Here is a 12,894-nt window from a genome sequence, read left to right on the forward strand (position 1 = left end):
CTTTCTAGCGTTTCAATACAACGCGCAACCTGGATTTGCCGGAGGAAGATATGCCACGTGTGCCCGTGATCGGCATTACTGCTTGCACCCGCGTGATCGAGCAGCATGCCACCCAGACCATCAGCGAGAAGTATGCACGTGCGGCGGCCGAGGCGGCGTGCGGGTTGCCGATCGTGATACCCAGCCTCGCCGAGCTGATTGACGGCGCGGATATCCTCGACGTGGTGGATGGGCTGATTTTTACCGGTTCGCCGTCCAACATCGAACCGTTCCACTACCAGGGCCCGGCCAGTGCTGTGGGCACCCATCACGATCCGCTGCGGGACGCCACCACTTTGCCGCTGATGCGCGCGGCCATTGCCACGGGTGTGCCGGTGCTCGGCATCTGCCGCGGCTTGCAGGAAATGAACGTGGCCCTGGGTGGCAGCCTGCACCAGAACGTTCACGAGACCGGGCTGTTCATGGACCACCGCGAAGGCAAGGGCGAGCCCATCGACAAGCAGTATGGCCCGCGGCACGCGCTGCATGTCGAACCCGGCGGCATGCTCGAGCGCATGGGCCTGCCAGCGCTCATCGAGGTCAACTCCATCCACGGCCAGGGCATCGATGTGCTGGCCCCCGGGCTGCGGGTGGAAGCGCTGGCACCTGATGGGCTGGTAGAAGCGATTTCGGTGGAGCACAGCAAGGGGTTTGCCCTGGCAGTGCAATGGCACCCGGAATTCCAGGTCATGGATAACCCGCATTACCTGATCCTCTTCCAAGCCTTCGGCAAGGCTTGCCGGCAACGTTCGGTAATGCGTCAGAAGCTGATGCTGTCCGCCTGAATGCGACCGTTCGCAACCTACAAAAAATACGGCGCAGCCCGGCTGCGCAAGCAGATGGAGTGAAGCAATGAGTGAACAGAATTCCCGCACCCTGGCCTGGCAGGCGATGAGCCGCGACCATCACCTGGCCCCGTTCAGCGATGTGAAGCAACTGGCCGAGAAGGGCCCGCGCATCATCACCTCGGCCAAGGGCGTATACCTGTGGGACAGCGAAGGCAACCAGATACTCGATGGCATGGCAGGCCTGTGGTGCGTTGCGGTCGGCTACGGCCGCGATGAGCTGGCCGAGGTCGCCAGCCGGCAGATGAAGCAGTTGCCGTATTACAACCTGTTCTTCCAGACCGCGCACCCGCCGGCGCTGGAGCTGGCCAAGGCCATCGCCGATGTCGCTCCACCAGGCATGAACCATGTGTTCTTCACTGGCTCCGGCTCAGAAGGTAACGACACCGTGCTGCGCATGGTTCGCCATTACTGGGCGATCAAGGGCCATAAGCAGAAGAAAGTGATCATTGGCCGCATCAACGGCTACCACGGCTCCACCGTGGCAGGCGCGGGCCTGGGGGGCATGAGCGGCATGCACCAGCAGGGTGGGCTGATCCCGGATATCGTGCATATCCCGCAGCCTTACTGGTATGGCGAAGGCGGCGACATGACCGAGGCCGACTTCGGCGTGTGGGCGGCCGAGCAGTTGGAGGAAAAGATTCTCGAGGTTGGCGCGGACAACGTCGCTGCCTTCATCGCCGAACCGATCCAGGGCGCCGGTGGCGTGATCATCCCGCCGGACACCTACTGGCCGAAGGTCAAGGAGATCCTCGCCCGGTACGACATCCTGTTCGTCGCCGACGAGGTGATCTGCGGCTTCGGCCGAACCGGTGAGTGGTTCGGTAGCGACTATTACGGCCTCAAGCCCGACTTGATGACCATCGCCAAGGGCCTCACCTCCGGCTACATCCCCATGGGCGGGGTGATCGTGCGTGATGAAATGGCCAAGGTGCTCAGCGAAGGCGGCGACTTCAACCACGGCTTCACCTATTCCGGCCACCCGGTGGCGGCTGCGGTGGGCCTGGAGAACCTGCGTATCCTGCGCGACGAGCAGATCATCGAGCAGGTGCGCAGGCAAACCGCGCCCTACCTGCAGCAGCGCCTGCGCGAGCTGGCCGACCACCCGCTGGTGGGCGAGGTGCGCGGCCTGGGCATGCTCGGCGCGATCGAACTGGTGCAGGACAAGGCCACCCGCGCCCGTTACCAGGGCAAAGGTGTCGGCATGATCTGCCGCCAGCACTGCTTCGACAATGGCCTGATCATGCGCGCCGTCGGCGATACCATGATCATTGCGCCACCGCTGGTGATCAGCATCGCGGAAATCGACGAACTGGTGGAAAAGGCCCGCAAGTGCCTGGACCTGACGTACGAGGCTGTTCGTTAGCGCCAGCCAGTGTCATCCGGGGCGGCAAGGCGGCCCCGGTCTGCCCACGTGAAGCCTTGCTTTGTGCCATGAATCCTGTACTTTTCAGGGCATCAATTTCCCTGTCCGATAGTCGCGATTCAACATGAAAGTGCACGAAGAGATCGAAGGCCTGGCCGTATTGATTCGCGACCTGCGCAAGTTCAAGGGCCTGACCCTGGGTGAGCTGGCCCAGCGCATCGGCCGTTCGGTGGGTTTTCTTTCCCAGGTCGAGCGCGGCGTCTCGCGGCCAACCGTGGCCGACCTCACGGCCATCAGCGAAGAACTCGGTGTCTCCACCGCCTATTTCTACAAGCTGGACAAGCCGCGTGAGCTCGACTGGGTGACCCGGCCACACGAGCGCCGTACGCTTCATCTGGCCGGCGGCATCACCGATGTGCTGGCATCCCCGACCATAACGGGGGCGTTCTCCATGCTCGACAGCCACCTGGAGCCGGGCGCCAGCAGTGGCGAGGAATACCTGGACGACAGCTCGGAACAGGGCTGTTTCGTGCTTGAAGGCGAACTGACCGTCTGGCTGGATGGCGGTGAGCCGGTAACGCTGCGCGCCAGTGACAGCTTTCAGCTGCAACCGCATGCCAGTTTTCGTTACGCCAACCTCACCGACAAGCCCACCCGGGTGCTCTGGGTGTTCAGCTGAGTCGATAGCACTCAGGCTTGTGAGGGTTACTTACGCGCTTGGTCATCAAGCGCAGTTCATGCGGCTGTCAGGCAGGCTGTCAGCACGCCAGGAAGGAACCTCTTATCTCGCGGTTTCGTATAAGACGAAATCGATCACTGGCAAAGGAATGCATCACCATGAACAACACCGACCGGGCCCTGCTGGGCTCAGGGCTATTGATTCCAGTCTGGCTCTTCATTGGCGTGTTTCTGACTTCGCTTGGCTATCCCGGGTACAGCCACGTCGATCAGGCGATGAGCCAGTTAGGGGCAACCGGTGCTCCCACTCACGGCTACTCCGCGTGGGTGAACAATTTCCCCCTGGGGCTGCTGTTCGCGCTTTTCGCCCTGGGTCTTGCACGGCGTTTCGCCGGCTCGCGACTGGCACTGTTCAGCGCCGCGTTGATATTGCTTCACGGCCTGGCCAGTTTGGCGACGGGCCTGTTCGCCTGTGACGAGGGGTGCGCACCGGCACAGCCTTCCATTTCCCAACATCTGCACAACGCGGCAGGCCTGGTCATGTTCCTCTCATTGACACTGGCGAGCGCGGTGTGGTGCTTGCTGGGCAGGCGATTGCTGTTGTCACCCGCGTTCGCAGGCCTCTGCGGGCTTTGCGTGGTGCTGGCGATCACCACCGTGGCGTTGATGGCCAAAGCCGTGGCAGACGGCCACGGGTTTGGTCTGTACCAGCGACTCAACTATGGCGTGTCGGTCATCTGGGTCGCTGCGCTGGCATGGGCTTCGCTGCGGGGAAGGTCGGCCACGAGCGGCGGCGACGCAGTGACCGTGACCGCTAAGCAGCCGCCGATCATTTAGGGCAAAGGGCAGGGGAGCTTGGCACCCTGCCAGTATTGTCTGCTCAGTGCGCAAGGGTTAGGTTGCTGGGCTCTTTTCAAGGACGATATCGATGAAACGGACCCTGCCGCTGTTATTCGCCTGCGCGCTGTTCCCCCTGCAAGCCTGGTCGGCGCTGGAGATCGGCCAGTTCACCCTGGGCATGCCCAAGCCCCAGGCCCTGGCCATCCTGCAACAGCAGTTCGGCGAGGTCGAGCAGTTGACGGGCTACCACTATCAGGTACCCACCGAGTTCGTTCAGGGGCGTAAGCCGAAGGGCGACTTCAACCTTGGCGGTATTCCCATCACGCAGGTGAAGGCTTCCTTCAACGACACCGACCAGCTTCGTCAGCTGGAGCTGCGCTTGGCCAGTACCGACGAGGCGCGGGTTCAGCAACTGCTGCCGATGGCGCGGCAGGCCAAGCCTGTGCCGAACAGCGGTGGCCGGCTGGAGGCATTTTCTGCCGACGGTGAAATGGTGTACTGGGTGTCCAGGGACCGCGGCTGGACGGTGGTGACTATCGCTGACATGGCCAGCTCGGAGCAGAATATCAAGGCGCGGGCCAAGAGCGATGAACGCTTCGTCCAGCCGAACCGCAAGTACGACAAGCTGATCGAGACGGCCGAGGCGGTGGAAGGCAAGCACTGATTGCCGCTTCTACAACAGCAGCCAGCGCGGCCTTGATAGCGGTACGAACCTCGCGTCGGTTTCAGGATGCGCCTGGTCGTTCGCACGCAACCCTCCGGCGCCACAAGTGCCATGCTTGCAGGATGCCTCGGACCAGTACGCGCAGACGTACGGCCGCAGGCAAGGAGGCCGCTGGACCACGCAACCGTGACGTGGCCGGCGCGCCGCAGCAGAACACGCCGGATACCTGCCCTAACAACTTTCAGGCGGGGTCCGTGATGCCGAGGTCCGCTGTATGCCTGATGATTTGCTCCACCTGCCCGTGATCCACGAAATCCTGGCTCGCGACAAGGATACCCCCGGCGCCCTGTTGCCGATCCTGCATGCCATCCAGCACGCCATCGGCTACGTCCCCGATGCCGCTGTCGGCGAAATTGCTCATGCCCTGAACCTCAGCCTGGCCGAGGTCCGCGGGGTGATCAGCTTCTACCACGATTTCCGCACCACGCCACCGGCGCGCCATACCCTGCGCCTGTGCCGCGCCGAGTCGTGCCAGAGCCGTGGCGCCGAGGCGCTGGCCGCGCAGCTGCGCGAGCAACTGGCGCTGGACGACCATGGCACCAGCGCCGACGGCGCCATCGCACTGCGCCCGGTCTATTGCCTGGGGGCCTGCGCCTGCTCACCGGCCCTGGAGCTGGACGGCCAGGTGCATGCACGCCTCACCCCTGAACGTCTGCGGGCGTTGGTCAACGCCTGCCGGGAGGACGCCGCATGCTGAAGCTGTACATCCCCTGTGATTCGGTAGCCCGTGCGGTCGGCGCCGACCAGGTAGTCGATGCCTTGCAGCGCGAGGCCGAGCGCCGCCAGCTGGCTGTGGATATCCAGCGCACCAGCTCACGCGGGCTCTATTGGCTGGAGCCGCTGCTGGAGTGTGACAGTGCGCAAGGGCGCCTGGGTTTCGGCCCGGTCACCCCTGAAGACGTACCGGCCTTGCTCGATGCCCTGTCCGGTGAAGCAAGCCACTCGCTGGCGCTGGGCCCGGTCGAACAAATTCCGTATCTGCAGACCCAGCAGCGCCTGCTGTTCGCCCGCGCTGGCATCACCCGGCCACTGTCGTTGGACGATTACCGCGCCCATGGCGGTTTCGCCGGCCTTGAAGCGGCGGTGGCCCTTGGCGGTGCCAATGTAGTCGCTGCCGTACTCGATTCCGGCTTGCGTGGCCGCGGTGGTGCGGCCTTTCCGGCCGGCATCAAGTGGCGCACCGTGCGTGACGCCGGGGCAGGGCAGAAGTACGTGGTGTGCAATGCCGACGAAGGCGACTCGGGTACCTTCGCCGACCGCATGCTGATGGAGGGCGACCCGTTCCTGCTGATCGAAGGGATGATCATCGCCGGCCTCGCCGTGGGCGCCGACAAGGGCTATATCTACGTGCGCTCGGAATACCCCGACGCCATCCGCGTGCTCGACCAGGCCTTCGCCATCGCCCGTGAGGCTGGCTACCTCGGCAGCGACGTGGCCGGCAGCGGCCAGGCCTTCGACCTGGAAGTGCGGGTCGGCGCCGGTGCCTATATCTGCGGTGAGGAAACCGCGCTGCTCGAGTCCATCGAAGGCAAGCGCGGCATCGTCCGTGCCAAGCCACCGCTGCCCGCGTTGCAAGGCCTGTTCGGCTTGCCGACGCTGGTGCACAACGTACTGACCCTGGCCTCGGTGCCGGTCATCCTGGCCAAGGGCGCGGCGTTCTACCGTGACTTCGGCATGGGCCGTTCGCTGGGCACCATGCCGTTCCAGCTGGCTGGCAACATTCGTCACGGCGGGCTGGTCGAGCGTGCCTTCGGCCTGACCCTGCGCGAGCTGGTGGAAGGCTATGGTGGCGGCACCGCCAGTGGTCGGCCGCTGAAGGCTGCGCAGGTGGGGGGGCCGCTGGGCGCCTGGGTGCCGCCCAGCCACTTCGATACGCCGCTGGACTATGAAGCGTTCGCGGCCGTGGGCGCGATGCTCGGCCATGGCGGTGTGGTCGTGGCCGACGACACCCTGAACATGGCCAGCATGGCGCGCTTCGCCCTGCAGTTCTGTGCCGAGGAATCCTGCGGCAAGTGTACCCCGTGCCGCATCGGCTCGACCCGCGGCATGGAAGTGGTCGACCGCCTGATCGCCACCAGCGACCTGACCGAACGCCATGACCAGGCCCTGTTGCTGCGCGACCTGTGCGACACCATGCAGTACGGCTCGCTGTGCGCCATGGGCGGCATGACCGCCTACCCGGTGGCCAGCGCCCTCAAGTACTTCCCCGCCGATTTCGGGCTGACCCACACGGAGGCCGCGCAGTGATCAATTTCTTCGACCCCGCTTCTGATAAAAGCAGCGACCTGGGCACCCCGGCGCGTGACAGCGAGGTGCAGGTCAGCCTGAGCATCGATGGCCGCTCCGTGACCGTGCCCGCCGGCACCTCGGTGATGCGTGCCGCCGCCATGCTGGGCACCAGCATCCCCAAGCTGTGCGCCACCGACAGCCTCGAAGCCTTTGGCTCGTGCCGCATGTGCATGGTGGAAATCGAAGGCATGCGCGGCTACCCGGCGTCCTGCACCACGCCGGTCAGCGAAGGCATGGTGGTACGCACCGAAACCCCGCGCCTGGCCGGGCTGCGGCGCAACGTCATGGAGCTGTACATCTCCGACCACCCGCTGGACTGCCTGACCTGCTCCGCCAACGGCAACTGCGAATTGCAGACCGTGGCCGGCCAGGTCGGCCTGCGCGAGGTGCGCTATGGCTACGACGGGGCCAACCACCTGGCCGAAAAGAAGGACGTATCCAACCCGTATTTCGATTACGAGCCAAGCAAGTGCATTGTCTGCAGCCGTTGCGTGCGTGCATGCGAGGACATTCAGGGCACCTTCGCCCTGACCATCACCGGCCGCGGCTTCGAGTCCCGCGTGGCGGCGGCAGGAGGGGAAAACTTCCTCGCCTCCGAATGTGTGTCCTGCGGTGCCTGCGTGCAGGCCTGCCCGACCGCAACCTTGACGGAAAAGAGCCTGGTGCAGTTGGGCCAGCCCGAGCGCGCGGTCGTTACCACCTGCGCCTACTGCGGCGTCGGCTGCTCGTTCCGCGCCGAAATGAAAGGCGACCAGCTGGTGCGCATGATGCCGGACAAGAACGGCGGCGCCAACCACGGCCATGCCTGCGTCAAGGGCCGTTTCGCCTGGGGCTACGCCACCCACCCGGACCGCATCACCAAGCCGATGATCCGCAAGCGCCTGCAAGACCCTTGGCAGGAAGTCAGCTGGGACGAGGCGGTAAGCTACGCAGCCAGCGAGTTCCGCCGCATCCAGCTCAAGTATGGGCGCGATTCCATTGGCGGCATCACCTCCAGCCGTTGCACCAACGAAGAAGCCTACCTGGTGCAGAAGCTGGTACGCACCGCGTTCGGCAACAACAACGTCGACACCTGCGCACGGGTGTGCCATTCGCCGACTGGCTATGGTCTCAAGCAGACCCTGGGTGAGTCCGCCGGTACGCAGAGCTTCGATTCGGTGATGCAGGCCGATGTGGTGCTGGTGATCGGCGCCAATCCCACCGACGCGCATCCGGTGTTCGGCTCGCAGCTCAAGCGCCGTCTGCGCCAGGGCGCGCGGCTGATCGTGATCGACCCACGCCGCATCGACCTGGTCGATTCGCCGCATGCCCGCGCCGAGCTGCACCTGCAGCTGCGCCCGGGCACCAACGTAGCCATGCTCAATGCCCTGGCCCATGTGATCGTCACGGAAGGCCTGCTGGCCCAGGACTTCATCGACGCGCGCTGCGAGACCGGGGATTTCACCCGCTGGCGCGACTTCGTCAGCCTGCCGGAAAACGCCCCCGAGGTGCTCGGCCCGGTCTGTGGCGTACCAGCCGAACAGATTCGCGCTGCCGCCCGGCTGTACGCCACCGGCGGCAACGCAGCCATCTACTACGGCCTGGGCGTGACCGAACACAGCCAGGGTAGCACCGCAGTGATGGGCATCGCCAACCTGGCCATGGCCACCGGCAACATCGGCCGTGAAGGGGTCGGGGTGAACCCGCTGCGCGGGCAGAACAACGTGCAGGGTTCCTGCGACATGGGCTCGTTCCCCCACGAACTGCCCGGCTACCGGCACATTTCCAACGAGGGCGTACGCGCCGAGTTCGAGCGTGCCTGGGGCGTGACCCTGCAGCCCGACCCGGGCCTGCGTATCCCCAACATGTTCGAAGCGGCGCTGGACGGCAGTTTCAAGGCGCTGTACTGCCAGGGCGAAGACATTGCCCAGAGCGACCCCAACACCCAGCATGTCACCGCGGCCTTGCTGGCCATGGAATGCGTGGTGGTGCAGGACATCTTCCTCAACGAAACCGCCAAGTTTGCCCATGTGTTCCTACCGGGCAGCTCGTTCCTGGAAAAGGACGGCACCTTCACCAACGCCGAGCGGCGCATCTCGCGCGTGCGCAAGGTGATGGAGCCGTTGGCCGGCAAGGCCGACTGGGAGGCGACCATGGCCCTGGCCAATGCCCTGGGCTACCCGATGAACTACCGTCACCCGTCCGAGATCATGGACGAGATCGCCCGCCTGACGCCGACCTTCCACCGCGTCAGCTACGCCGAGATCGACCGCCACGGCAGCCTGCAGTGGCCGTGCAACGACGCTGCGCCGGACGGCACGCCGACCATGCACATCGACCAGTTCGTGCGCGGCAAGGGGCGGTTCATGCTCACCGGTTACGTGGCCACCGACGAGAAGGTCAACAACCGCTACCCGCTGCTGCTGACCACCGGGCGCATCCTTAGCCAGTACAACGTCGGCGCCCAGACCCGGCGCACCGCCAACGTCGTCTGGCATGACGCCGACTGCCTGGAAATTCACCCGACCGACGCCGAAAGCCGCGGCATCCAGGACGGGGACTGGGTCGGCATCGGCAGCCGAGCCGGGCAGACCGTACTGCGCGCCAAGGTCAGTACGCGGGTGGCGCCGGGGGTGGTGTACACCACGTTCCACTTCCCCGAATCCGGAGCCAACGTGATCACCACCGACAACTCCGACTGGGCCACCAACTGCCCCGAGTACAAGGTGACGGCGGTGGAGGTGGTGAAAGTGTTCCAGCCTTCGCAATGGCAGAAGCGTTATCAGGACTTCAGTGAGGAACAGCGGCGGTTGCTGCAGGAACGCCGTAGCGCAGAAAAGGCCGAGGTGCGCCGATGAGCGTCGACAGCCTGGTCAAGATGGCCAACCAGATTGCCCATTACTTCGACAGCGAGCCGGACCACGCGCTGGCGGTGCAGGGGGTACGCAACCACCTGCAGAGCTTCTGGACGCCGGCGATGCGCCGACAATTGCTGGAATGGATTGAAGCCCACGCGGGGGAGGGGCTCGACCCGAAGGTGCGGGAGGCATTGAGCTAGCCACCGGGGCTGCTGTGCAGCCCATCGCCGGCAAGCCAGCTGCCACAGGTCGCGTCAATTGCAGGAGCGGATTTATCCGCGATACAGGCGACGCGTTGGCGCTGGCTTGCCGACGATAGTGCTCCGACAGGCTGAATTCAGCCGCGGGCCAGCTCAGCCAGGTGGGCAATGGCCTCTTCGCTCTTGAGCACCAGCACATCCCCCACCAGCGCATCCAGCACCACTTCCGAGGTATTGCCGATCAGCGCCCCGGAAATTCCCGTGCGGCACACCGTACCGATCACCGTCACCACCGCCTCGAGCTGCTGCTCGGTATGCGGAATCAGCACATCCGCCGGCCCTTCGGCCACGTGCAAGCGCTCCTCGCTGATGTCGTACTCGGCCTGGAACGCCATGCATGCATCGCGATAACGCTTTTCGATGGTCTCGCTCAACTGGTACACCGGATCCGAGGCCGACAGCATCGGCGAAGGATGGGCGCTGATCACATGCAGCTCGCCGTGGGCCAGTTTGGCGATCTCGAAACCGTGGTCGATGATGCTGGCATGCAGGCGCTGGTGGTCTTTGTCCTGGTTGCCCACGTCCACGGCGGCGAGGATCTTGCCGCCCGTCCACGGTCGCTCGCTCTTGACCATCAGTACGGCGCTCGGGCACTGGCGTAGCAGTTTCCAGTCACTGGGGGTAAGCAGGGCCTTTTTCAGCGGGTTGTCCGGGCGGTGCTCCTTGATCACCAGTTCACAGCCTTCGGCCTGCTGCACCGCGATGATCGATTCATGCAAGCTTTCATGCCAGGCCTGTTCATGGGTGACCTTGTCGTAGCCGTCATCATGCAGCTGGCTGCCGAGCAGGCTCAGCAGTGCGCTATGGTCATGCTTCTTGTCGCACATCAGCAGGTGCAGGCGCGCGCCGGTGACACCGGCAATCAGCTTGGCCCGGGTCAGGGCCCGGCTGTGGGCGTGCGCGGGGTCGAGCACGACGAGGATGCTGCGGACGGCTTGCATGGGCGTGAACTCCGTTCAAAGGTGGCGAACAATGCCTGACTATAGTCGGCGCTTCCCCCAATGGCGCTTGATACACATCAAGCATAGTTGCTGGCGTCGCCCGTTGCCGCCGGTATAATCGCCAGCCCTGCCTGGCTTGTGTGGTTGCACGCTTATGTCCCTGATCCCCGAAATCGACGCCTTTCTTGGTTGCCCGACGCCAGATGCCTGGATCGAAGCGGCACTGGCCGACCAGGAAACCCTGCTGATCGACCACAAGAACTGCGAATTCAAGGCTGCCAGCACTGCATTGAGCCTGATTGCCAAGTACAACACACACCTAGACCTGATCAACATGATGTCGCGCCTGGCCCGCGAGGAGCTGGTGCATCACGAGCAGGTGCTGCGCCTGATGAAACGCCGTGGCGTGCCGCTGCGCCCGGTGTCGGCGGGGCGCTATGCGTCGGGGCTGCGGCGGCTGGTGCGGGCCCACGAGCCAGTCAAGCTGGTCGATACGCTGGTGGTGGGGGCGTTCATCGAGGCGCGCAGCTGCGAGCGTTTTGCCGCGCTGGTGCCGCACCTGGACGAGGAGCTGGGCCGCTTCTACCACGGCCTGCTGAAAAGCGAAGCGCGCCATTACCAGGGTTACCTGAAACTGGCGCATCACTACGGCGATGAGGCAGACATTGCCCGCCGGGTGGAACTGGTCCGCGCAGCGGAAGTCGAGCTGATCCAGTCACCGGATCAGGAACTGCGCTTCCACAGTGGTATCCCGCTGGCGCAGGCCGCCTGATTCGCACCCGGCGGCCCGGGCATCAGTGACGGCGCCCCAGCAGCAGGCCGACCAGCAGACCGAGCCCGGCAGAAACCGCCACGGTCTGCCACGGGTGGCCACCGATGTAATCCTGGGTCGCCTCCACCACCGGTTGCGCCCTGTTGCGCACCCTGTTGGCGGCATGGCGCGCCTGACGCAGTTTCAGGCCCACCTGGGCGCGCAAGGTTTCTGCCTCGTCACCTACCAGTGCGGCGCTCTCGTTCAGCAGCCGTTCTGACTCTTCGATCAGTGCCTGCAGTTCACTGAATACCTGGTCCTTGATCTGATCGCTGTCACCCAGCGTGGCTTTTTTGCGGGCCATGAACGCGTCCTCGTCGATGGTTGGTTTGAACAATGGATACTGGTGCGCCAGAAAAGTTGCCTCGGTGCGTGGCTGAACTGTTGGTGTAAGATAGCCGCCATTTACGATCAGGCAGGTGATTCATGAGTTTCAATCTGGCCAATATGAGCTTCGAGGAACGGGCACAGATCGAGGCAGAGAAGGCCCGGCTGTTCGAGTTGTGGCAGAACAACCTGGGCAAGGCCAAGGGCGAAGCGGCGCGACTGATCGCCGAAAAGCCCCGGCGCAAGGGCAAGTGGGCCGAGTGGGTGCGTGCCGAGCTGGACGGTATGTCACCACCGGAATACGCCAGCATGGTGCGCAGCGAAGTCAACAAACTGATGGCCGCCGCCAGCGCCAACCGCTGAGCAGCCCTGGCCTGGCGCCTAGCGGTAGGCGCCCTTGGGCAGGTCCAGCTGGCCCTCGTCGGTAAAGCGCACCGTCCCCAGCGCGCCGCCGGCCAGCTTGCCGCGCAGTTTGTAAGGCAAGCCCTGCAGCGAATCCAGCTGGCCCAGCCCATAGGCCTGGCGCAGGAAGGCGAATGCGGTGATGCTCACCGGCACCACGACCACTGCTTCGCCATACCGGCCAATATGCCCTTGCTGGTCACTGACCCCGGCGGCCAGCGGCTGGCCGTTCACCTCCAGGTTCAGGGCAATGCCGTCGTAGTCGATCGGCGCTTCATTAGGGTTCTGCACGCGCATTTTCACGGCCATGCGCAGCTCCAGTTCCTGGCCTGGCAGTGGCTCGATGCCGATCACGCTGACAGTCACCGGGTCGCGTGGCTGGAACAGGGCACAGGCCGCCTGGGCGCAGGCCAGCAGCACGATCAGTAACAGGCGGGTGTAGCGATACAGACGGGCAGTCATGACGGGCGACCTTGCCGTAGTGAGCGGTCGGTCAGTGTGGCAAATGCGCGATGGCGTTGAAAGTGTCGGTACA

14 protein-coding genes are annotated in these 12,894 nt (G+C 64.5%); 11 read left to right on the forward strand and 3 right to left on the reverse strand.

Going from position 1 to position 12,894, the window contains the following annotated elements; genetic code table 11:
* Nucleotides 1-50 precede the first annotated feature (50 nt).
* From B4L76_RS02055 to B4L76_RS02095, 9 genes are all read left to right on the forward strand, one after another.
* Nucleotides 51-824 (forward strand): gamma-glutamyl-gamma-aminobutyrate hydrolase family protein, encoded by a 774-nt coding sequence (locus B4L76_RS02055; protein WP_296230137.1) that lies wholly within the window; start codon nucleotides 51-53, stop codon nucleotides 822-824.
* A 67-nt stretch (nucleotides 825-891) separates the two neighbouring features.
* Nucleotides 892-2,250: an aspartate aminotransferase family protein gene (locus B4L76_RS02060; protein WP_296230139.1), complete on the forward strand. Its 1,359-nt coding sequence runs from the start codon at nucleotides 892-894 to the stop codon at nucleotides 2,248-2,250.
* A gap of 124 nt (nucleotides 2,251-2,374) precedes the next feature.
* Entirely contained in the window at nucleotides 2,375-2,929 is a 555-nt protein-coding gene (locus tag B4L76_RS02065) for a helix-turn-helix domain-containing protein (RefSeq protein ID WP_063913578.1), read from the forward strand.
* Nucleotides 2,930-3,087: 158 nt separating this feature from the next.
* A complete protein-coding gene (locus tag B4L76_RS02070; RefSeq protein ID WP_296230146.1) occupies nucleotides 3,088-3,765 on the forward strand; it encodes a DUF998 domain-containing protein in 678 nt (225 codons plus the stop codon).
* Between the two features lie 91 nt (nucleotides 3,766-3,856).
* Nucleotides 3,857-4,432 (forward strand): hypothetical protein, encoded by a 576-nt coding sequence (locus B4L76_RS02075; protein ID WP_296230147.1) that lies wholly within the window; start codon nucleotides 3,857-3,859, stop codon nucleotides 4,430-4,432.
* 274 nt (nucleotides 4,433-4,706) lie between these two features.
* Complete coding sequence (locus tag B4L76_RS02080) at nucleotides 4,707-5,189, forward strand: formate dehydrogenase subunit gamma (RefSeq protein ID WP_296230149.1); 483 nt, start codon at nucleotides 4,707-4,709, stop codon at nucleotides 5,187-5,189.
* Nucleotides 5,183-6,739 carry a formate dehydrogenase beta subunit gene (locus B4L76_RS02085; RefSeq protein WP_296230151.1) on the forward strand — a complete coding sequence of 519 codons (1,557 nt, stop codon included), beginning with the start codon at nucleotides 5,183-5,185 and terminating at the stop codon, nucleotides 6,737-6,739. Before B4L76_RS02080 ends, B4L76_RS02085 begins: the two co-directional genes overlap by 7 nt.
* Complete coding sequence (gene fdhF / locus B4L76_RS02090) at nucleotides 6,736-9,618, forward strand: formate dehydrogenase subunit alpha (protein ID WP_296230153.1); 2,883 nt, start codon at nucleotides 6,736-6,738, stop codon at nucleotides 9,616-9,618. Before B4L76_RS02085 ends, fdhF begins: the two co-directional genes overlap by 4 nt.
* Nucleotides 9,615-9,818, forward strand: coding sequence for a formate dehydrogenase subunit delta (locus B4L76_RS02095; RefSeq protein ID WP_296230154.1), 204 nt, complete (start codon nucleotides 9,615-9,617; stop codon nucleotides 9,816-9,818). Before fdhF ends, B4L76_RS02095 begins: the two co-directional genes overlap by 4 nt.
* A 137-nt stretch (nucleotides 9,819-9,955) precedes the next feature.
* Here the strand turns inward: B4L76_RS02095 and B4L76_RS02100 are convergent, their stop codons facing one another.
* On the reverse strand, nucleotides 9,956-10,819 hold the full coding sequence (locus tag B4L76_RS02100; RefSeq protein ID WP_296230155.1) for a universal stress protein: 864 nt from the start codon (nucleotides 10,817-10,819) through the stop codon (nucleotides 9,956-9,958).
* 154 nt (nucleotides 10,820-10,973) lie between these two features.
* Here B4L76_RS02100 and B4L76_RS02105 point away from each other — a divergent pair, with 154 nt between their 5' ends.
* Complete coding sequence (locus B4L76_RS02105) at nucleotides 10,974-11,591, forward strand: tRNA-(ms[2]io[6]A)-hydroxylase (protein WP_186678418.1); 618 nt, start codon at nucleotides 10,974-10,976, stop codon at nucleotides 11,589-11,591.
* A 22-nt stretch (nucleotides 11,592-11,613) separates the two neighbouring features.
* On the opposite strand, the gene B4L76_RS02110 is transcribed toward B4L76_RS02105, so the two are convergent.
* The gene (locus B4L76_RS02110) at nucleotides 11,614-11,934 is read right to left on the reverse strand and encodes a DUF883 family protein (protein ID WP_296230159.1); all 321 of its coding nucleotides are present in this window, start codon (nucleotides 11,932-11,934) and stop codon (nucleotides 11,614-11,616) included.
* A gap of 122 nt (nucleotides 11,935-12,056) precedes the next feature.
* On the opposite strand from B4L76_RS02110, the gene B4L76_RS02115 reads away from it, so the two are divergent.
* Nucleotides 12,057-12,320, forward strand: coding sequence for a hypothetical protein (locus B4L76_RS02115; protein WP_046615887.1), 264 nt, complete (start codon nucleotides 12,057-12,059; stop codon nucleotides 12,318-12,320).
* 18 nt (nucleotides 12,321-12,338) lie between these two features.
* On the opposite strand, the gene B4L76_RS02120 is transcribed toward B4L76_RS02115, so the two are convergent.
* Nucleotides 12,339-12,821, reverse strand: coding sequence for an LEA type 2 family protein (locus B4L76_RS02120; protein ID WP_296230161.1), 483 nt, complete (start codon nucleotides 12,819-12,821; stop codon nucleotides 12,339-12,341).
* Nucleotides 12,822-12,894: the final 73 nt, after the last annotated feature.

It is taken from the genome of Pseudomonas sp. UBA4617 (assembly GCF_002386445.1).
Classification (GTDB): domain Bacteria; phylum Pseudomonadota; class Gammaproteobacteria; order Pseudomonadales; family Pseudomonadaceae; genus Aquipseudomonas.

What these genes read in the sequence shown, in the direction of transcription:
- B4L76_RS02065 (WP_063913578.1), top strand. Translation starts at nt 2,375, where the DNA reads ATGAAAGTGCACGAAGAGATCGAAGGCCTGGCCGTATTGATTCGCGAC.
- B4L76_RS02115 (WP_046615887.1), top strand. Translation starts at nt 12,057, where the DNA reads ATGAGTTTCAATCTGGCCAATATGAGCTTCGAGGAACGGGCACAGATC.
- B4L76_RS02120 (WP_296230161.1), bottom strand. Translation starts at nt 12,821, where the DNA reads ATGACTGCCCGTCTGTATCGCTACACCCGCCTGTTACTGATCGTGCTG.
- B4L76_RS02095 (WP_296230154.1), top strand. Translation starts at nt 9,615, where the DNA reads ATGAGCGTCGACAGCCTGGTCAAGATGGCCAACCAGATTGCCCATTAC.
- B4L76_RS02085 (WP_296230151.1), top strand. Translation starts at nt 5,183, where the DNA reads ATGCTGAAGCTGTACATCCCCTGTGATTCGGTAGCCCGTGCGGTCGGC.
- B4L76_RS02105 (WP_186678418.1), top strand. Translation starts at nt 10,974, where the DNA reads ATGTCCCTGATCCCCGAAATCGACGCCTTTCTTGGTTGCCCGACGCCA.
- B4L76_RS02070 (WP_296230146.1), top strand. Translation starts at nt 3,088, where the DNA reads ATGAACAACACCGACCGGGCCCTGCTGGGCTCAGGGCTATTGATTCCA.
- B4L76_RS02110 (WP_296230159.1), bottom strand. Translation starts at nt 11,934, where the DNA reads ATGGCCCGCAAAAAAGCCACGCTGGGTGACAGCGATCAGATCAAGGAC.
- B4L76_RS02060 (WP_296230139.1), top strand. Translation starts at nt 892, where the DNA reads ATGAGTGAACAGAATTCCCGCACCCTGGCCTGGCAGGCGATGAGCCGC.
- B4L76_RS02055 (WP_296230137.1), top strand. Translation starts at nt 51, where the DNA reads ATGCCACGTGTGCCCGTGATCGGCATTACTGCTTGCACCCGCGTGATC.
- B4L76_RS02075 (WP_296230147.1), top strand. Translation starts at nt 3,857, where the DNA reads ATGAAACGGACCCTGCCGCTGTTATTCGCCTGCGCGCTGTTCCCCCTG.
- B4L76_RS02100 (WP_296230155.1), bottom strand. Translation starts at nt 10,819, where the DNA reads ATGCAAGCCGTCCGCAGCATCCTCGTCGTGCTCGACCCCGCGCACGCC.
- B4L76_RS02080 (WP_296230149.1), top strand. Translation starts at nt 4,707, where the DNA reads ATGCCTGATGATTTGCTCCACCTGCCCGTGATCCACGAAATCCTGGCT.